Here is a 19,167-nt window from a genome sequence, read left to right on the forward strand (position 1 = left end):
TGTGGGCGCTGCGTTCGTGGGGCCACTAGCGCATCGTCTTCGCCGACAGCGTGGCCGCTGGCCGGCTCGCCCGCGAAACCGCGCCCGACAGCGCCGCCGCCCGCGAGATCGCCGCGCTCACCGATGAACTGCTGCGGTGGCCGACATGAGCGGCCCACGCAGCAAGCGCGTCGGCATCGGCGCGCGTCCGCCCGCGAATCCGCACGCCGAGGCGTGGATTCGCCAGGGCGATGCCGATGCGCTCAACAAAGGCGACCTTTACACGGCTCGCCTGACGCTCGACGTGACGCCCGCGCTGCGCGCGCGCATCAAGATCGCCGCCTTCGGCCAGGGCGTGACCGTGGCCGAACTGTTGCGCGGCCTGCTGGAACGGGAGTTTCCCGACAAGCGCACGGAGAACCTGCCATGAACGTATCCGCCTTGCCTGCCGCTCACGCGGCGACGGCTGCACCGGCCGCTGCGCCGCTGCCTTCGCTTTCGACGCTCGTCGGCCAGGCTGGCAGCGTGCCGCTGACTCGCGTATCGCTCGCCTACATCGAACCGCGCTTCAAGCTCTACCTGCGTTTCGGCGAGCCGGCGCGCACGCTGCGGCTCGACCGCTGGCGGCGCTGCGCGGTGTTCCTGCCGCGTGCAATGTTCTGCCGTGTGCGCTGGGAGGCAAACGACTACGGCACGATCCGCTGGCAGCTCATGGTGATGCAAGCCGCCACGCCGCTGGACGACATGCAGCGCATCCCCGGCGTGCGGCCGGGCGCACGCCTGCTGCTGCACGCCGAAGGCGAAAACGCGGTGCGTGCCGTGCTGGAACGCATCGACGGCATCGAAGGGCAAAGCATCGCCGCCATCGACGTGTCGCCCGCGTACTGGCGTACGCTGGGCAACCGTCTGGCGGCCCGCCTGGCGCTGCCCGAATACACCGCCGAGCGGCACGCCGCCTGGCTGGCCGGAAGGGCGCTGCCATGACGACCCAATCCAACACCACATGCACGCACGAAGCCGCGCCGCATCCTCGCTCGCGCCTGCGCGTTCGCATCGTGCTGGCGGGCTTCGCCGCCGTCGGCCTCGCTGCGCTGGCCTGGGCGGCTTTCGTGTCGCCGCTGCCGCGTCTGACCTACAACCCGTCCGACAGCGTGGCGGTCGGCTGGTATCGCATCGAACCGTTCGACCCGCGCACCGCCTCGCTGCCACGTCCGCTGTCCGTGGACAGCATCGTGCTGGTGCCGCTGCCCGACAGGGCCGCCATGCTGGCTGCGCAGCGCGGCTACCTGCCGACCCGCGTTCCGCTGCTCAAACGTGTGGGCGCGGTCGCGCCGCAACACGTTTGCATCGTCGCCGGGCAGGTACGCATCGACGGCGTGCCTGCGGCCGCCGCGCTGCTTGCCGACCGGCTGGGCCGGCCGCTGCCATCCTTGCAGCTTTGCCGCCGCCTCGAACCGGGCGAGCTGTTCCTGTTGAGCGTGACCAATCCGGCGTCGTTCGACAGCCGCTATTTCGGCCCGGTCAGCGCATCCGCCGTGATCGGCGTCGCGCACCCGGTCTGGCTGGAGGCACGTCCATGATGGCCGCCGATTCGCTGCACGTTGCCGTGCCTCTCATCGTGCCATCGGGCATGCCGTTCCAGTGGCTGCCGCCGTGTCGTCGCGCGTGCAGCGCGGGCGCATTCGCGCCGCGCCTCGCGCAACATCCGGCGCAGCCGTCCAGCGTGCAGGCGTCTTGCCTCGAACGCGCCCGGCCTGCGGCCATTGGCGCGTTCGCCGACGGGCTGGCTGCAAGCAGCGCAACGCCGCCGGGCCGCCGACGCCCGGAGCGACAGCGAGGGGCAAAGGCGGAAGGCAAGACAAAAGGGTTCGGCACTCTGCCGCCCGCAAAGCCAGTCTGCACGTGGGGGTGGCGCGGCACGGCGCGGCTTCGCCGCCGTGCCGCGTGGGGCGCGAGGCACGCGCCGATGCAGGCATGTCCGCGTGCTTCGCACGCTCGGACACGCCGGAGCTTGCAGGGAGCACAGCCATGACCGACCGCGGCGACCATGATTTCTGGGTGCGCCCTGGCGCGCCGAAGAACCGAGGCAAAGGCCAGGGCCAGAGCTTCGTTTCCAAGGTGCTCAAGCAGGCTGGCAAGGCCAGCGGCGGCAAGTCGGCGGTGCGCCGTCCTACCGCTGGCGGGAGCGGCCAGCACGCCGGCCAGCGGCCCGGCTCACGGCTTGGACGCGGCCATACGGCGGCGCGCTTCGCAGGCGCAAAGCTGACCCCTATGTCACGGCGCGTGACCATCAAGACGCTGCTGGTCAACCAGCGCAACGCCAGTCCGCAGTCGCTCGCCAAGCACCTGCGCTACATCGAGCGCGACGGTGCCGGCCGGAACGGCGAGCCGGGCCGTGCCTACGGGCCGCAGACCGACGAAGCCGACCTCGATGCCTTCAAGGAACGCTGCCAGGACGACCGACATCATTTCCGCTTCATCGTCTCACCTGAAGACAGTGCGGAGCTGGACGACCTGCGCACCTACACCCGGCACCTGATGAACCGGATGGAGGCCGACCTGGGGACGCGGCTGGATTGGGTGGCGGTCGATCACTGGAACACCGACAACCCGCACACGCACCTGATCGTGCGCGGACGCGACGATACCGGCAAAGACCTCATCATCGCGGGCGACTACATCGCCCACGGCTTCCGCCATCGCGCCGCCGAGCTGGCGACGGAATGGCTGGGGCCGCGCACCGAACTGGAGATCCAGCAGACCTTGCAGCGCGAGGTGGAGCAAGAGCGGTGGACGAGCCTCGACCGCACGTTGCAGCGCGAGGCCGGCGAGGATGGCCGGGTGCAGATCGAACGCTTCAACGAACCCCGGCTGCAACGCCAGCGCCTGCTGCTGATCGGCCGCCTGCAACACTTGCAGCGCCTGGGCCTGGCCGACGAGGTGCAGCCCGGCACCTGGGCCGTCCATGCGGACGCGGAGAAGACCTTGCGTGCCCTGGGCGAGCGTGGCGACATCATCCGAACGATGCAGCGGGCCATGAGCGGCAAGCCTCGCGAGCTGGCGGTGTTCGAGCCGGGCGACGACGGCCGCACTATCGTCGGTCGCGTGGCTGCTAAGGGTCTGGCCGACGAGCTGCACGACCGCGGCTATCTGGTCATCGACGGGTTGGACGGCAAAGCCCACTACGTCGCGTTGGACGCCCGCGACGAGCTGGCGAACTATCCCATCGGCGCGGTGGTGGAGGTACGCGGTTCCGCCGAGGTGCGGGCGGCCGACAAGAACATCGCCACGCTGGCGAGCAATGGCCTGTACCGCACCGATCACCACCTGGCGATCGAGCAAGGCCGAGCCAAGCCCGGCCGCGACCCGCAAGAGGCTGTGGCGGCCCATATCCGCCGGCTGGAAGCCCTACGGCGGGCCGGCATCGTGGAGCGCGTGGCCGAGGGGTTATGGAAGGTGCCGGACGACTTGGCCGAGCGTGGCCGCCAGTACGACGCGCAGCGGCTGGGCGGCGTGGCGGTCGAACTGAAATCGCATCTGCCGATTGAACGGCAGGCCCGCGTCATCGGCGCGACCTGGCTGGATCAGCAGTTGATCGGCGGCGGCAAGGGACTGGGCGACCTGGGCTTTGGCGGCGATGCTAGGCAAGCCTTGCAGCAGCGCGCCGACTTCCTCGAAGAACAGGGGCTGGCCCAGCGGCGCGGGCAGCGGCTGATTCTCTCCCGGAATCTGCTGGAAACGCTGCGCAATCGGGAGCTGGCGCAGGCCGCCCAGCACATTGCCGCCGATAGCGGATTGGAGCATCGGCACGTCACAGACGGGCAGCGCGTAGCCGGCATCTACCGGCGCTCGGTCATGCTCGCCAGCGGTCGCTATGCGCTGCTCGATGACGGCATGGGATTCAGTCTGGTGCCTTGGCGGCCGATAATCGAGCCACGACTGGGGCAGCAGATCGCCGCGACTGTACGCGGCGGCGGTGTGTCATGGGAGGTTGGACGGCAAAGAGGTCCTGGGATTGGATCGGGGCCGTAGGCTGTCGTACCGAGTTAAGGTGTCGAGCAGCGTTTTGGCCCTAGCTTCTGTGCTCCGTTAAGACGACTAGTCTGTGCTTATCGACGACGCTGTGGGTGCATGGTTGCTTGCCAATTCCGGTGCAACTCGCAAACGCGCTGCCCCGACCTGAACTGCCCATTCAACGATCTGCCCGGCCAATATATCCGTGGCGACACCGAACGCGCTCACCACATCGGCCTCTCGCTTGCTGCCTGTGGCTTGGATTGCTTCGAAGCGTCTACTGGCAATAGCAGTCCGTTTGGCCGGATCGACCAGTTGCACATCGAGCCGAACCGCGGCGATCGCTTCAGTGCCGCGGTATTCGAGCTGGAACGCCCGCAGCGTACTGCGCAACTCCATATCGGCGCTCATTGGGGTGCTATCGGTAATCACGGAAGTCGACCGCCCATCGCGCATGAAGGCTTCGACGATTCGGTCACGCAGCAGCACCGGTGCGGGGTCGGCCCAACGCACTCCTTGCCAAGCCGACAAGCGACCATCGGGCTGCGCAATGAACAGCCGCTCCGAATCCAGGACGCGACTACTCTCAGGGGCGTAGACGCGCAGCGCCCCGGGTCCCGGAACGGCGCGCGGCGTACTCTCCGCCTGGGCGATGTGATAGTCGGGCAATTTGTAGGTGACCATTGGAGCTGCTTTGGGAAGCACACTGCACGCGGACAAGCCGAGTACTAGCGTCATAGTCACGGCAGCGACGGGAATCATCCTGGCGGAAGTGTTCACGGCTTGGTTTCCTCAATGTTCTCTCCACCGAGCAGGTATTGCGCCGGATTGCGATCCAGTCGGCGCAGCACGGTGTTTAGATTGGCCAGCGCCTGCTGGAGTTCGTGCATGGCAGGACCTGTGGCGGCCAAGCCCTGGTTCAGCGATTCCTGATTGTTTTGCAGTAGCGTCTCAACCCTGAAAGCGGCGCGTTCGAGGGATGCCGTTGCATCACGCGTGTTCACCATGATTTGCTTACCATCGTTATTTAGTAGCAGGTTGGCATCGCGAAGAGTGCTATTTGCTTGGCGCACGGCAGCTGTCGATTCTCTGCTTGCTTCGGTCAGATTGCTGATTAACGTCGCGATCTCGGCCCTCTGGTCAGCGACCGCGCCCGTGGTCTGTTCAAGATTCACCAGACTGCGGTGCACAAGAGCCAAATTCTCCTTCGACAGTAACTCCTGCGTGCGCAGCAAGATGCCGTTGAGTGTCGTCATGCTGTTCCCCTCACCGGAGACCAGGGATGCCATCGCCGAACGTGGTGCGAGGATCAACGGTTCCTCGTCCTCTCTCCGATCCAGCAATGGCACGTTTGGCCCACCGTCGCTCAACTCGATCACCGCGTTGCCGGTAATTCCCGTGATGACCAATTCAGCGCGGGTATCCTGCCGGACCGGGATGGTGGCATTGATGCGTACGCGCGCTATCGCCCGCCTTGGGTCTCGCGGTGAAAGAGAAAGTGCAACGACTTCGCCAATCGTGATTCCGCTGTACTGAACCTGGCTGCCGGGCGTAAGCCCGGTCACTGGCTCATCGAACATAATCCGGTAATACTGGTAATCGTGGTCGGAACGTGTGTCGCTGAGCCAAAGCGCGAAGCCAATACCAATCGCACCGAGCAGCACGACGAACAGACCAATGAATACATGATGGGCACGTGGTTCCATGATCAGACCACCTCGTTCTCAGAGTTTAAATATTGCGTGCGCCCAGCCCAATGCGTGCGCGACGGAAGAATGATGCAGATGCGGAGGGGTTTCATGGCTGCGTCTCTTGGCTGGAAGCACCAGTGGCCTGTGCGGCCGCACGGCCACGGGGGCCGTGAAAGTATTCCTGTATCCACGGGTGCTTGAAGCGCTCGACTGCCTCGATGCCGTCGTTGATGAGTACCTTCTGGTTCGCCAGGACCGCGACACGGTCGCATATGGTGTACAGCGTATCGAGGTCGTGGGTTACCAGAAACACCGTGAGGCCCAGTGCATTGCGCAGGGTCAGAATCAATTGGTCGAAAGATGCAGCCCCGATTGGATCCAGTCCTGCGGTGGGTTCGTCAAGAAACAGGATGTTCGCATCAAGCGCCAAGGCTCTCGCCAGTGCTGCTCGTTTCACCATGCCTCCGGACAACGAGGCCGGATACTTGTCTCCCGCTCCGGCAGGCAACCCCACCAAGCCCAGCTTGCTTCTTGCCAAACGCTCGGCAAGAGGCCGCGCCAGACCGACATGCTCGATCAAAGGAAGAGCGACGTTCTCCAAGACGGTCAGCGATGAATACAACGCGCCCTTCTGGAACAGAATGCCGAACCTTCGCTCCATACGCGCGCGCGCAAGCCATTGGGCTCGCAGTAGGTCGCGCCCCCCGATACGGACCACGCCCGAATGCGGCTTCTGCAGCCCGACGACGCTACGCAAGAGCACGGATTTCCCGGTGCCTGACCCTCCCACCACGCCAAGGATTTCCCCGCGCCGCACGTCCAGGTCTAGGTCCTGATGGACCTGCTGGGTTCCAAACCTGTTGTCCAGGCCGCGCACTTCAATAGCGTGTCGCACACCGTTGTCGGTGTCTTGCTTCACCGCGCTCACCAGCCCATCTCCATGAAGAACAGTGCAGCGATGGCGTCTATCAGGATCACCATGAAGATTGATTGCACGACACTAGACGTCGTGTGGTCGCCTACCGACTCAGCGCTACCGGCGACCTTGAACCCTTCATGGCAGCCGATAGCGGCGATCATCACCGCGAAGAGCGGGGACTTGCTCATTCCGACAAGAAAATGGCGCACCTCGATTTTTTCCTGCACGATGGCAAGGAACTGTGCGGGAGGAATTTCCAAGCTCAGTGCGCATACGGTGGCGCCGCCCGCAATGCCAGCCAAGATGCCTACTAAGGTGAGCAGTGGCAAGGACACAAGAAGCGCCAGCACGCGTGGCAGCACCAGTAACTCGATGGGGTCGAGCGCGTTGGAGCGAAGCGCATCGATCTCTTCATTTGCCTTCATCGAACCGATTTGGGCGGTGTACGCGCTTGCGGTACGGCCTGCAATCAATATGGCCGGGAGCAGCACTCCGAACTCGCGCATGAACGAGAAGGCGACCAGATGCACCGAGAAGATGCTCGCACCGAAGTTGGCCAGCACCGTTGCTCCCAGGAACGCCACCACCATTCCTACCATGAAGCTCAGTAGCGCCACGATGGGAATGGCGTCCACCGCTGATCGCTGGATTTGAGCGATCACCGAGGTCGCGCGCCAGCGACGCGGGTGACGAACGGTACGGCTCCATGTTTCGATGATCTGGCCCACGAACCCGGCCAGACCAAGACACGCACGACAGCCCTGTTCCAAGGTCAGGCCTATGCGTCCCAGACCGCGGAGCAGAGGATTCCCGCTCACCGCTGCTTTCTCCGTCTTCTGCTGATCGGTAGCAGCGGCGGCCAGCGCTCTCATTAGGGCGAGGCGATCCGAGGACAGATTTGGAGCTGCCTCCGGCCGGTCGAGTATCGAGTCTGGCCCGAGAATTTCCACCAGCAGAGCCGCGCCGGCGGTGTCCAGTCTCTGGACTTGCGTCCAGTCGAGTAAGGGAGTGGCGTACCCCTCGGCATGACTGATGCGGGCGGCGGACACGGATTTTGCCAGACTGGCGTAGTGCTCTATCGTCCAGTCGCCACCCGCCAGCCATTTGTGATCACCGCCGACCATGGCATCCTGCCGGAGCCAAGCCTGTGAAGCGTTGCTCATGGCTGCGTGTCCCGCCAAGCGCTGTCGATGCGCTCGATGCAGTTCGTGATCGCCGCTTTGGCATGACCCAGCAATGTGTACGAACCGGCGAACTCTTTAATGACGTTGCCGCGCTCGAAGCAACTGGCGGCAGCAACCCGGCGTCCCGTCCTTAAATCGACTGCTTCGAACTCTAGGCTGGCACCACCCGTCGTCACGGGTCCAACCAGCAGGGTCGTCATTGCATTGACTGCCCGATTCGGTGTCTGCAGTTCGGTGACCGCTACACGCACCCGAACCTGTCCCGCGCCACCTGGGGGGGCGGGACTTTTGCCTTCCTGGCGTTTCAGTTCGCTCGTCACATGGTCTAGCACTTCGCGCTGCTGCGCGTCATCGAGCCCATCGATGCGACCCGAGGCGGTCTTGATCTGCGCTTCTTCCACCACGACAGCGGCATAACGCTTGGGCTCGAATCCCGCTGCGCGGTACATCAGTACGTTCTCGTATCGTGTCGGCGATAACTTCTCGTAGTCGCCGAGAAATCCGGAGCGCGTCATGCTGTTGGTCGCGCATCCAGAGAGCGCGCCTGCTACGCAAAAAAAGATGCCGCCGCGGATCAATGCAGTTTTGCTCTTCATAATGGGTCTCCTTGATCAAACGAAACTAAGACAGGCAATGCCTGCTGCGATGAGGGCGGTGCCAGACCAGCGCGTTACCGATGCGACATCGCCTAGTAGGAGGGCGCCGACGCCCAAGTTTCCAAGTAGCCCGATTCCTGCCCAGGCTGCAGAGGCCGCGCTGATCGGAATCCGCTTGAGCGCGAACCACAAAAGTGCGCCGCTGGCCGCCATGCACGTCACTGCCACACAGAGGCCGACCCAGCGCATCGGACCGCCCGCCGTGATGGCCCGCAGGCCCAGTGGATAGCCCGCTCCTAGAACCCCTGCGGCAATGACAATCGACCAGGATTTCCAGATCAGCGGATGGGTGCTGAATCGCATAAGCCTAGCGAGACATACGCATGAAGCGTGGGTGCATACGAATTCTGAGAATGCGCAGCACGCGGCGGCTCGCAAGAGACTCATGAGCGATCTCCATGCGCGGTGGCGACACTCAGGTTCCACGGCCCAATTCGCTTGATTCCAAACAGGACTTCGTAAAGCAGCGGAATCAAGCCCAACGTCACCAGCGTTCCGAGTGCCAGCCCACCGATCATCGCGATCGCCATCCCTTTCCATAATGGTCCGGAGAAGAGCATGAGTGGCACCAGTCCCGAAATGCAGGTGACCTTGGTCATCACGATTGGACGAAGCCGTTGTATCGCGGCCCCAACCAAGGCTTCATGGCGTGGCAGGCCTTCCGCTAGCCCCTGGTCGATGCGTTCCAGCAAGAGCACGGCGTTGTTGACAATGATCCCGAACAGGGCCAGTACGCCGAAGGTCGCCATGAAGCTGAAAGGTGTGCCGGTCAGCTTCAGAGCCAATACCACGCCGATAAGCGTGAAAGGGATCGTCGCGAGGATCACACCGAGCTTGCGGAAAGAATTGAACTGCCATACGAACAGCATCAGCATCGCCAGAAATGCGAGGGGCATGTAGGTCGACAGCGCGGCGTTCGATTCGGCGGCTTCCTCGATCTCGCCGCCAAGTTCAACCGAGTAGCCCGCGGGCAGGTCCAGGGCAGCGACGCTAGGCGCCAGGCGGTTGATGATCTCCTGGGCGGTGTAAGAGGTGTTCTGTCCTTGCACGGTGATCGTGCGGATGAGATTGCGCCGTTGGATGACCGAGGGCTCGCTCGCGAGCGATACGTCTGCGACCTGAGCCAGCGTCACCGCTGGACCGCCGTTGGTGGGATAGATGAGCGTCGCGCCTACGTCTGCCGTGCTGCGACGCTCGCTTACGATACTGCGCAGGACGATCGGGACGGAGGTGTCACCGTCGCGAATAACCGAGATCGATCTGCCGCTGTAGCGGACATCCAGCCCGCCAGCGATGTCTTCAGTCGTCACGCCCGCCCGACGCGCGCGGTCCTGGTCGACCCGTACGTCGATGCGGCCAACGCGCGTATCCCAATCGTTCTTGACGTTGATGGTGCCGGGCAGCTTGCGCAGCGCTGCTTCGATTTTGGACGCGGCCCCCAACAATACCTCCTCATCCGGACCGCTGACGCGATAAATGGCAGTCCCTGACTCGGTCGCACCGAGCGAGAAACGCTTGGGCTCGGCGCGCACGTCGCCATGTGCTTGCGCAAAGTAGCTGCGGGTGCGGGCGAGGACGGCGTCGATGTCGCTCTTCGGCTTCAATGTGACAACGAAGTACGCGATGTTCGATGCCGGCAGTGGTGGATTCAGGCTAAGGATGAAGCGCGGGCCACCATCGGCGACGTAGCCGATGTGATCGGAGACTTCTGGATTGATGTTCGTGTCGCCCAGCCAACCACTGATCTGCTTCACGCGGGCGAGCGTTTCGCGCGAGTCGGTACCGGGGGCGAGCTGCACCGGAATCTGGAACTGAAGCCGGTCGGACTTGGGCATGAAATCGTACGGCAGGGTGGTGAAGCCATACAGCGCAATGGCAAGCGCCGCGATCATCGACGCTACATAGACCGCCTTATGGTGGAGCACCCACTCCAGTACGCGCCGGTAGCCACGGTAGAAGCGGGTGTCATAGGCGTCGCCCTGCTCCTGCTTGTGATGGGGTTTGGCGAAGTGGTAGCACAATAGGGGCGTGACAGTCAGGCACAGCAGCCACGAAGCGAACAACGTCAGTGCCAGCACGACCACGAGATTGTGCAGATACTCGCTCGTGGCGTTCTGGCCAAAAAAGAACGGCGAGAACACGATCACGATCACGAGCGAGGACGTGAGCAGCGGAATGGCGAGCGTGCGGCCCGCCTCGAGGCAGGCATGCTTACGATCTTCGCCACCGGCCAGGCGGCGTTCGATGTCTTCGGCAATCACAATGCCGTTGTCCACCAACAAGCCGAGCGCAATGATGATGGCGCCCATCGAGACGTTCTGAAGCTCGATGTTCATCGCGCGCATGACGATGAGTGCACTGAGGATCGTCAACGGCACGATCATGCCCACGATGATCCCGGTGCGCCAACCGAGAAATAGCACGACGACACCGAGGACGACGATGATCGTCTCCATCATGACGTGGTTCATTTTGCCCATCTCGTGCTTGACGACATCGGCCTGGAAAGTGACGTATGACAGATCGAAACCCGCCGGCAGCAGCTTCTCCTGGTCTGCAACCCGTGCTTTGAGCGCTTTTCCGAACTGCTCCACGTTCTGACCGGAGGCCATCGAAACCGCCATGACGACAGCGGGCTGGCCTTTGTAGATGGCAGCAGATTCCGGCGGATCGGCTGGCCGCACACTCACCTGCGCCAGTTCACCCAATGCGATCGTCGGCACGGGCGCCGTACTACTTTGCGGTCGTGGCAGCGCGATCGGCATTGCTCGCAGGGAGGGAGCGTCACGCACTTCGCCACTGACCGCCAAGGTTGCATTGATGCCGCCGACAACAATTTGTCCACCCGAAGCGACGACGTTCTGTTTGACGAGTTGGTCGATCACCCCCTGTGGTGTCAGCTCCAATCGCGCGAGCCTAGGCCGATCGAATTCGAGATAGACGCGCTCTTCCTGCAGGCCGTAGAAAGTGATGCGCTCAATACCAGGCACGGTGTACAGGCGGTCGCGCATCTGCTTGAGCGCGACGCGCATCTCGCTCATGGAGTAACCTGGTGCAGTGACCGCAATCGAGGCAACCGCGACGCGGCCGAAGTCTTCGTCGACGAAAGGCCCCATCGTGCTCTGTGGTAAGGCATCCTTCGAATCGGCGACCTTGGCCCGGACGCGCTGCCAGATCGGTGCCAAGTCGGTGTAGCGGTCCCAGATCGTGACCTGGATCATGGCGCTGCCTGCGCGCACGGTGCTCGTCACGCGCTTGACCTCTGCCAGTTCGCGCAAGCGCTCCTCGATCGGCCGGGCAATGAGTTGCTCAACGCGTTCGGCGGGCAGCCCCGGGTTCAACGCCGTGACCATCGCATCGCGGACCGTGACAGTCGGCTCCTCCTGAGAAGGAAAATTCAGGAAGGTCGCGATGCCGGCGACGAAAATGATGAGCGCTACAAAGTAGGTAAGTCGACTGGCGCGCAGCGCCATCTCGGTGATCTTCATGATGAAGTAACCTGGTGGATCGCGTTAGCGCTTGGTCAATTGAGTGGTGGCTTCCAGTGGTGTCACTGGCTGTCCATCGGTGAGCCATCCTCCTCCGGCGGCAACCACCGTCTCGCCGGGCTTGAGTCCAGCGAGGACGCGCGCGCTGTCTCCTTCCTGTACCGGCGTGAAGCGCACCGCGCGACGGTGCACCTTCTTATCTTCAGGGGTGTAGACGAAGACGGAAGCCTCGCCCGGCTTCGTGCCGAGCACCAGCGAGGCATAAGGTATGGATACAGTCTCGGGCCGAGAGGTCTTGGAGGTTGCCGCAGGTGCGTCGAGCACGACCTGTACGGGAATACCTGGCCGAAGTGCGCGCGCTTGCGCGTTATCTTCAGGCACTAGCACCACGGGTAGGAGCGAGCCATTTTCGGCGCGCAGACCGACACGACGTACCACCGCTCGGATTGGTTGTTCGGCTCCGCTCCAGCTCAGTTCTGCGCGTTGGCCGACATCTATGTGAGGTGCCTGTGTAGTAGACGCGTTCGCGATGATCTCAGTGCCACTGCGCACGCCGTCGACCTGAAATACCGGCGCACCAGCAGCAATGTCGGTGAACGCCAAAGCCAGCTTTTCCGCCACGACACCATCGAAAGGAGCGACGATCATCGTGCCACGTTGTGCTCGTTCGGCCAGGCCAAGCGCCGCCTTGGCAGTGCGCGCTTGACCCTCTGCGACCGCTAGCTGCGCCTTCGCGCTCTCGAACGCAGCAGGGGAGATGACTTCGCTTTCGAGCAACCGGCGCTGTTGATCTGTCTGTACACGTCGATCCATCAGGCCGGCTTCGGCGGCCGCCAGGGATGCTTGCGCTTGTGTCACGCGAAGCCGGTCAGGTTGCGCATCAAGTTCTGCCAGGACTTGGCCGCGGGAGAACCGTTCACCCACGTCGACGTTCAACTTGGCGATCCGTCCTCCTGTTTCAAATCCTAGGATGCTGCGCTCGGTTGCTCGCGCCGAGCCAGTCAATTCGATGCGAGAGCTATGCGGGAGATCCGACTGCGCGGCGGCGAGCTTCACTGCGCGCGGAGGCTCGGATACGGTGGATTGCGAGTTTCCGCACCCTGAGAGCAGAGTCGAAATGGATAGTGTGCAAGCAACCGCCAAGGAGCGCGGTGCGCACGCGGTCATGACACCGCTACGGACGCGACTCATGTGCGTCCTTTTGCCGGGACAAGTTCGAGATGGCCCGAGGCGAGATCCTGGAGCGCCCGAAAGAAATGCCGCCGCTCTGCGGGTGCGAGTATTGGCAAACCCAGAAGATCGGCGAACAGGGCGCCATCCAATGCCAGCATGATGAGTGCCGCGGTCTCGGTGCCACGCGGGGATCGACGCACGCGTTCGTACTGCACGCGGTACCACTCGCGCAGTGGGTCGAGAAGTGTTGGATCTTCCGCAGCTGCCGCGAGCAGCGCTGCGCCCATCTTCTGCATCTCGTCGTCGGGCATCGCTTCCACCTGGCTCGACAGCCAGGGGTCCGGATCTCCGGCAAACCTGCGCTCGTGATTGGCTTGTACCGCGTCGAACGCCCGGATCATCTCGTCGATCAGTGTCACGAACAAATCGCGTTTGGTCTTGAAGTGATAGAGAAACGCCCCTTTGCTCAACCCGGCCCGCACAACGACGGCGTCCAGTGTCAAGCGACTGGCACCTTCCTCCAGCACCAGTTCGCGGGCGGCCTGCAGGATGCGGTCGCGAGTTCGCTGGACTCCTTGCTGGAGGCCGGGCTGCGCATCGGCGCTGCTATGGGCAGTGGACGGGGGGGGCAACTTTGTTTTCGCGCGGGGCGGCATGGTCGTGCTCCAAAAAAGCTTGAGTCATATACAGTCCAGACGGTATAGTAGAAGCCATACAACAGTCCGTCAAGACTTTTTCGGAACGCAAGGAGCTGCCATGTCTCAAATTCTTGAACGCTATCGCCTCATTGCCATGATTTCTCCGCTACTGCTTCTTGCGGCCTGCAGCCATGCCCCGCACTCTGCCGATCCACCTCGCCTGGATGTACCGGCCCATTTCTCAAATGAAGAGGGAGGTGAAGGCATCTTGGACAAATCGTCCCGCCGTACTCTTCCCGTCGATTGGTGGACGGCCTACGGCGATCCGCACCTCAATGCCTTGGTCCGGGCGGCGCTGGAGCGCAATACCGAACTGACGATTGCGCGAGCGCGCGTGGACGAGGCATCGGCCGCCACGCGGCGAGCACGGGCCTCCCTGCTCCCCTCGTTGTCCGCGGGCACGCAGGCAACTCGAGGACGCGACTATTCAGAGAACGTTGCAATCGGCAATGATGGCCGCGCCACGTTGTCCGCATCGTGGGAGGCAGACCTGTCGGGACGGCTTTCGCAGGCAGCAGAAGGTGCGCGCCTGGATGCGGTGGCAGCCGAACAAGCGTGGGTTGCCACGCGGTGGCAGGTCGCGTTTGAAACAGTGTCGGCGGCTGTGCAGCAGCGCCAAGCCAGTGAGCTCGAAGCGCTAGCCGCGGCGCGGCTGGCATCCGCAGAACGACTCGTCTTGCTGATGCAACGGAAGTTCGAGGCCGGACAAGCTACCGGCTTCGACATCGAGCGTACCCGCGCCGGCGTCGTCGCACTGCGCGTGGAGCAAGAGCAACTGCGGCGTGCGCGCGGCGAGGCGACGCATGCACTCGATGTACTAGTGGGACAAACGCCCGGAGCGCCTGCAGCTTCCCCAACTCTTGCGTCGCTCGCCGTCCCGGACTGGACACCGACACGCATACCTGCGGACCTGCTGAGTGAGCGGCCCGACGTGCGCGCCGCCGAAGCGAAGTTCGCCGCCGAAACCGCGCGCTGGAACGCAGCCGAAGGCGAACGCTTCCCCAGGCTGGTGTTGGACCTGAGCGGCGGACGGCAGCGCGTAGAGAGTGTGGGAACCCGCATCACTGGAAACATTTTTTCACTTGGGGCCGGGGTGTCGTTGCCGATCTTCGATGGTGGCGCGATCCGTGCCGGCATCGAGACCGGAGAGGCGCGCAGCCGAGCTGCCCGTGCGGAGTTCGAGCGCACTTTGTTGAGTGCTTTGCAGGACGTAGAGAACGCATATCTCGGTTGGCATACGCAGCACGCAGCACTGGAGCATCAGGCCGAGGGTGTCGCAGTCGCGGAGCGTCAGCTCGATCGCAGCCGACGTCTGTTCGAGGCGGGACAAGTGGACGCCACGGTGGTGGCCGAGGCTGAGGCCGGGGTGCTGTCAGCGCAGGCTTCGCTGATCCGCACGCGGGCCGAGACAGCCATGCAATGGGGCGTCCTGGCAAAAGCATTATCCGGCTCTCCTGTTTGATCGCAGAAACATGCTGGAGCAGCTTGCGAAGGCTAGCTAAATAGCGTGACGCAAGGCGAAGGTGGTGAGGCCTGAGTGATGAGGAATGCGAACATGGAAATTCGACACCTGCGCTACTTTCTGGCGGTGGCAGAGGAGCTGCACTTTGCCCGAGCCGCAGAGCGCCTCCACATAGAGACATCGCCGCTGTCGCGCGCCATCAAGGAACTTGAGGAAGAGTTGGGCGTAGCGCTATTTGCGAGAACCACTCGGAGCACCCGCTTGACTCGTGCGGGCAGGCTCTTCTTTGAGAGCGTGCCGCGTGTCTTCGCAGCTTTGCAGCAGGCGCGCGACAGTGTGAACGCCGCAGCCAATGGCTTTCATTGCCAGCTCCGTATTGCATTGTCTGATGGAATCACGCCATCGCGCCTGCCTGCGTTGTTGGCGCTCTGCCGGCAGGAAGAGCCGGAAGTGGAAGTTCGCTTCTTCGAGGTGCCTTTGGCACAGCAAATCAAGGGATTGTGTGGCGAACTGTACGATCTCGGCTTCGCTCAATCGGATGAAGTCGGCGAAGGCATCATCGCCGTGCCGGTGTGGAGTGACCCTCTGATGGTAGCTGTGCCCGCACGGCACCCCTTGCTATCCCACAAACAGATTCCCCTAGAAGAGCTGTTGCGGTATCCGCTGGTGCTCTGCGACGCGGTGGCGTGTGAGGGCCATGCTCGGCAAGTTGAACGGGTGCTACGTCGCGTGGACATAGAGCCACTGATTGCCGAACGCGTGACTTCCAGCGATCTAATGATGGTCCTGGTTTCGGCGGGACTTGCACTAGGCCTCACAGGAGGCGCGCATATCACAGCCAGCAGGGAACAGGGGGTGGTCGCACGGCCGCTGACTGGACGTTCGCCAATGCTCACGACCTATCTACTACGGCCGGCCAGCGAGCCGTCAGAAATGCTGACTCGCTTCATGGAACGCGTTCATTCGATCAAATCTCCAGATGCCAAAGGTCGGCGGTAAACCATCACACAATCTCCCAAAGAAAATTAACCATGAAGAAGATTGCTCTCATATTGCTTTCCTCGACATTGGCAGCCTGCAGCCCATCTGGGAAACCAGATAAAGCCAACCTTCCGACAGTCGATGAATTAGCGCTCAATCCTGAGCGTCTGAAAGAGTTGCGCAAGCAATGCAAGTTGGATCGACCAATGCTGGGCGACCAACTATGTAACCGGGTTGCCGAGGCTACGCGAAAGCGCTTTTACGAAGATGGCGATGTGCCCCACACCACGCCTAAAGAGCCGCCGAAGTTCTAAGCTGGTGGTCATGCCGGAGTATGTATGCCGGATATGAAAAATTTGAAGGAGAATCGCAATGGGTTGGATCTATCTTGTTTTGGCTGGATTGTTTGAAATCGGATGGCCGGTCGGGCTGAAAATGGCGCAAGAGCCAACATCGCGTTGGAGTGGGGTCGCAGTAGCCGTCTCTTTCATGACAATTAGCGGCGCCTTCCTATGGCTTGCTCAGCGTCAGATACCGATTGGGACTGCTTATGCGGTGTGGACGGGTATCGGAGCGGCGGGAACTTTCTTAGTCGGAATTCATTTCTATGGCGACCCAACCTCCCTGATGCGATACCTTGGCGTGGCGTTGATCATCCTGGGCGTTATCACGCTCAAGTTATCGAGTTGATCGCTAGCTCCATTGGTAGCGTAGTCGCTAGGCGACCCAGCTCCCAGAGTGGATCGGGCGCTGGGAACTCGTACGGTCACCTCCTCTCTCTAGTCGCTATGTGACGAGCTTGCCGGCGCCTCGGGAGAGTTCGAGCCAGTGCGCGTAAGGCGGTGGGAGCACCCATTCCGGGTGGCTCCACCTTCAGTGCCTGCGCCAAGGTGACCTGAGTACGAACTTTGTAGCCAGTCAGGCAGTGAGTTCGGAGGGGATGCTATCGGATTGGATCCAGTTGCGCCGGATCGTCGCCGGCGGTTTGTAAGCATGCGCGCTATGCGGCCGCTGCTCGTTGTAGAACTGTCGCCAACGTTCGATCAGCACCTTCGCTTCGGTCCGACTGCGGAACCATTCGCGGTTGAGCAGTTCGTCGCCCATCGTTGCCTGCGAAGTCAGGACCAGCAGAATCCTGAGGGGAGTTCTCATCATGGTTTTCTCCGTTCAGACGCTTGGGATCAAGCGGCCGGAGACCACTACGCCTGCTTGGCTTTGCGCGCTGCCTCGACCAAGCTGTCGAGCCAGTCCTGATGGCCGTTGATCATCGGGTTGGGTTTGGCGTTGTGCAGCTCCTCGGCCGGTTTGCCCTTCTGAGTTTCCTGCGTGAGGATGCGCACGCGCCTGCCGTCCAGGTTCTCAACCAGCCAGGCGTGATGCACATCCAGGCGCGTATCTGTGCCTTCCTCGCCGGACCAGCCGTGCCAGGCCACGCGGCCGGGTTGCCCATCCGCAGGTGGCACGTATTCGTTGCACTGCCCCTCTACCGGGAAGCCGAAGGTCTCGAAGTAAAACCGATCGCCGTCGGCCAGTACCGGGCCTTTGCCGTCATGAAAGCACACGTTAGCCGAGTTGGCGTAGTAGCTTGGCCACAGCGATGGTGTGACGAGTAGAGGCCATACGTCGGCCGCGCTCAAGCCGGCGGCGATGATCTCATTGGAGGCGAAATTCTCAGTAAAGCCCGGCGTGTAGCCTTCGGGCCAGAGGATGGCGTTCTGTTGCTTGCTCATATCGAAGCTCCTTCACAAAATGTCGATGACGCAACAGGGGTGGCTGCGTCATTCAAGTGGTCATGGAGCAAATCATGAGCCTCCATCTGCAATAAGTGAAATCCTAAGTTTCTATTTTTGATATCATAAAATATGATATCAAGGCCTAGGTTCTGCCATCCACCGACTAGGCTATCTCGCAGCGGCGCTACGAAAGGGCGCGTCTCCAATTGAGCCGACTGATTGCTTATTTGTAGTGCGAGGTAGAGTTGTGCTGAGCATGACGATAGGAGCGATCTTGCCTACTTGTTGTTAGCACAGGAAGTGAACAGCAGTGCTCGTATCCAGCGATGTGCTGGATCGTGATGGGTGCGTTCGTGCCAAGCAGCCGTCTTGGTGAACCCCGGTATCTTCACCGGCGGCAGGGAGATAGCCAGCTTGTCCATACCGGCGACCAAGCGGCTCGGCAAGATCGCAACCATGTCACTGGCACGCAGGATGTCTGGCAAGATCAGAAAGCTCTTGACCGACAGTGTGACGCTGCGTCGTTTGCCCAACTGTTCTAGCGCATCGTCGGTGACGCCGCGGAAACCTCCACCATCGTAGGAAACAAGCGCATGGTCGAGAGCACAGAACTGTTTAACGGTCAGCTTGCGCCCCATAGCCGCAGGATGGTCTTCCCGCAGGACACACACATAGTGTTCCTTGAACAGCTCTCGGGCATGCAGATTTGGCGGAGTGATCTCTGGCGTCAGGAGGGCTAAATCGATCTGACCGCGCTCAAGCTGGTTCTGTAGCTGCCCGCTCTCGACTGGCACTAATGAGACTCGTACACGCGGTGCGTGCCGTTTAAGTGCCGATAGAAATGGGACAGCAACGGCACGCAGCGCATAGTCCGTCGCGGCGATGGAGAAGGTCAGTTGTGCGGTGGCCGGATTGAAGGAAGGTGGCTGGAGCAGCGCGTCGATTTCGGCGAGCACCTGCTTGACAGGCATCCCTAGATCCAGCGCCCGCTGCGTTGGAACGATACCCCGCTGCGAGCGCGCGAAAAGCGGGTCACCGAAGCTCTCGCGCAACCGCGTCAGCATGCCACTCAAGGCCGGCTGGGTTAGTCCCAGACGGGCCGCCGCCCGTGTCACATTGCGTTCGTCTAACAATGCGTCCAGCGCCTTGAGCAAGTTGAGATCCATACTCTTGATATTTTTCATTTTTA

At 62.2% G+C, this 19,167-nt stretch carries 19 protein-coding genes and 2 pseudogenes; 9 read left to right on the forward strand and 12 right to left on the reverse strand.

The window, feature by feature from the left end; all coding sequences use genetic code 11:
* From QRO95_RS03210 to QRO95_RS03230, 5 genes and pseudogenes are all read left to right on the forward strand, one after another.
* Positions 1 to 149 (forward strand): annotated as a pseudogene (locus QRO95_RS03210) (ATPase); the annotation flags it as partial.
* A complete protein-coding gene (locus QRO95_RS03215) occupies positions 146 to 409 on the forward strand; it encodes a hypothetical protein (RefSeq protein WP_033959613.1) in 264 nt (87 codons plus the stop codon). The pseudogene QRO95_RS03210 and the gene QRO95_RS03215, both read left to right, overlap by 4 nt.
* Entirely contained in the window at positions 406 to 963 is a 558-nt protein-coding gene (locus QRO95_RS03220; RefSeq protein ID WP_033959591.1) for a DUF2840 domain-containing protein, read from the forward strand. Before QRO95_RS03215 ends, QRO95_RS03220 begins: the two co-directional genes overlap by 4 nt.
* On the forward strand, positions 960 to 1,559 hold the full coding sequence (locus QRO95_RS03225; protein ID WP_033959594.1) for a S26 family signal peptidase: 600 nt from the start codon (positions 960 to 962) through the stop codon (positions 1,557 to 1,559). The genes QRO95_RS03220 and QRO95_RS03225 overlap by 4 nt, the downstream gene beginning before the upstream one ends.
* Before the next feature lie 448 nt (positions 1,560 to 2,007).
* Positions 2,008 to 4,011, forward strand: coding sequence for a relaxase/mobilization nuclease and DUF3363 domain-containing protein (locus tag QRO95_RS03230; protein ID WP_000132148.1), 2,004 nt, complete (start codon positions 2,008 to 2,010; stop codon positions 4,009 to 4,011).
* Positions 4,012 to 4,077: 66 nt separating this feature from the next.
* On the opposite strand, the gene QRO95_RS03235 is transcribed toward QRO95_RS03230, so the two are convergent.
* From QRO95_RS03235 to QRO95_RS03275, 9 genes are all read right to left on the reverse strand, one after another.
* Positions 4,078 to 4,677, reverse strand: coding sequence for an ABC-type transport auxiliary lipoprotein family protein (locus QRO95_RS03235; RefSeq protein ID WP_003124411.1), 600 nt, complete (start codon positions 4,675 to 4,677; stop codon positions 4,078 to 4,080).
* A 92-nt stretch (positions 4,678 to 4,769) separates the two neighbouring features.
* A complete protein-coding gene (locus tag QRO95_RS03240) occupies positions 4,770 to 5,699 on the reverse strand; it encodes an MlaD family protein (protein ID WP_000433686.1) in 930 nt (309 codons plus the stop codon).
* Between the two features lie 91 nt (positions 5,700 to 5,790).
* The gene (locus tag QRO95_RS03245) at positions 5,791 to 6,612 is read right to left on the reverse strand and encodes an ABC transporter ATP-binding protein (protein WP_023093371.1); all 822 of its coding nucleotides are present in this window, start codon (positions 6,610 to 6,612) and stop codon (positions 5,791 to 5,793) included.
* Positions 6,609 to 7,766 carry an ABC transporter permease gene (locus QRO95_RS03250; RefSeq protein WP_000063629.1) on the reverse strand — a complete coding sequence of 386 codons (1,158 nt, stop codon included), beginning with the start codon at positions 7,764 to 7,766 and terminating at the stop codon, positions 6,609 to 6,611. Before QRO95_RS03250 ends, QRO95_RS03245 begins: the two co-directional genes overlap by 4 nt.
* Positions 7,763 to 8,383 carry a DUF3313 family protein gene (locus tag QRO95_RS03255; protein ID WP_000837791.1) on the reverse strand — a complete coding sequence of 207 codons (621 nt, stop codon included), beginning with the start codon at positions 8,381 to 8,383 and terminating at the stop codon, positions 7,763 to 7,765. The genes QRO95_RS03250 and QRO95_RS03255 overlap by 4 nt, the downstream gene beginning before the upstream one ends.
* A 15-nt stretch (positions 8,384 to 8,398) precedes the next feature.
* Positions 8,399 to 8,746, reverse strand: coding sequence for a multidrug efflux SMR transporter (locus QRO95_RS03260; RefSeq protein ID WP_038421338.1), 348 nt, complete (start codon positions 8,744 to 8,746; stop codon positions 8,399 to 8,401).
* Between the two features lie 80 nt (positions 8,747 to 8,826).
* The gene (locus QRO95_RS03265; protein WP_003092293.1) at positions 8,827 to 11,931 is read right to left on the reverse strand and encodes an efflux RND transporter permease subunit; all 3,105 of its coding nucleotides are present in this window, start codon (positions 11,929 to 11,931) and stop codon (positions 8,827 to 8,829) included.
* A 24-nt stretch (positions 11,932 to 11,955) separates the two neighbouring features.
* Positions 11,956 to 12,987 (reverse strand): efflux RND transporter periplasmic adaptor subunit, encoded by a 1,032-nt coding sequence (locus tag QRO95_RS03270; RefSeq protein ID WP_225984323.1) that lies wholly within the window; start codon positions 12,985 to 12,987, stop codon positions 11,956 to 11,958.
* A 131-nt stretch (positions 12,988 to 13,118) separates the two neighbouring features.
* Positions 13,119 to 13,760, reverse strand: a complete 642-nt coding sequence (locus tag QRO95_RS03275) for a TetR/AcrR family transcriptional regulator (protein ID WP_285301643.1) — start codon at positions 13,758 to 13,760, stop codon at positions 13,119 to 13,121.
* A 100-nt stretch (positions 13,761 to 13,860) separates the two neighbouring features.
* Here QRO95_RS03275 and QRO95_RS03280 point away from each other — a divergent pair, with 100 nt between their 5' ends.
* The 4 genes from QRO95_RS03280 to QRO95_RS03295 all read left to right on the forward strand — a co-directional run bounded on the left by QRO95_RS03280 (position 13,861) and on the right by QRO95_RS03295 (position 16,935).
* Positions 13,861 to 15,264 carry an efflux transporter outer membrane subunit gene (locus QRO95_RS03280; RefSeq protein ID WP_000078291.1) on the forward strand — a complete coding sequence of 468 codons (1,404 nt, stop codon included), beginning with the start codon at positions 13,861 to 13,863 and terminating at the stop codon, positions 15,262 to 15,264.
* A 93-nt stretch (positions 15,265 to 15,357) separates the two neighbouring features.
* Positions 15,358 to 16,263 carry a LysR family transcriptional regulator gene (locus QRO95_RS03285; protein WP_000405670.1) on the forward strand — a complete coding sequence of 302 codons (906 nt, stop codon included), beginning with the start codon at positions 15,358 to 15,360 and terminating at the stop codon, positions 16,261 to 16,263.
* A gap of 32 nt (positions 16,264 to 16,295) precedes the next feature.
* A complete protein-coding gene (locus tag QRO95_RS03290; protein WP_000717310.1) occupies positions 16,296 to 16,559 on the forward strand; it encodes an EexN family lipoprotein in 264 nt (87 codons plus the stop codon).
* A gap of 58 nt (positions 16,560 to 16,617) precedes the next feature.
* On the forward strand, positions 16,618 to 16,935 hold the full coding sequence (locus tag QRO95_RS03295) for a multidrug efflux SMR transporter (protein ID WP_000539741.1): 318 nt from the start codon (positions 16,618 to 16,620) through the stop codon (positions 16,933 to 16,935).
* Positions 16,936 to 17,163: 228 nt separating this feature from the next.
* Here QRO95_RS03295 and QRO95_RS03300 read toward each other — a convergent pair.
* From QRO95_RS03300 to QRO95_RS03310, 3 genes and pseudogenes are all read right to left on the reverse strand, one after another.
* Positions 17,164 to 17,343 (reverse strand): annotated as a pseudogene (locus tag QRO95_RS03300) (integrase core domain-containing protein); the annotation flags it as partial.
* Positions 17,344 to 17,444: 101 nt separating this feature from the next.
* On the reverse strand, positions 17,445 to 17,975 hold the full coding sequence (locus QRO95_RS03305; protein WP_000043569.1) for a hypothetical protein: 531 nt from the start codon (positions 17,973 to 17,975) through the stop codon (positions 17,445 to 17,447).
* Between the two features lie 281 nt (positions 17,976 to 18,256).
* Positions 18,257 to 19,162, reverse strand: coding sequence for a LysR family transcriptional regulator (locus QRO95_RS03310; protein ID WP_023093368.1), 906 nt, complete (start codon positions 19,160 to 19,162; stop codon positions 18,257 to 18,259).
* Positions 19,163 to 19,167: the final 5 nt, after the last annotated feature.

Source organism: Stenotrophomonas maltophilia group sp. Smal13 (assembly GCF_030236855.1).
In the GTDB taxonomy this organism is placed as follows: domain Bacteria; phylum Pseudomonadota; class Gammaproteobacteria; order Xanthomonadales; family Xanthomonadaceae; genus Stenotrophomonas; species Stenotrophomonas maltophilia_A.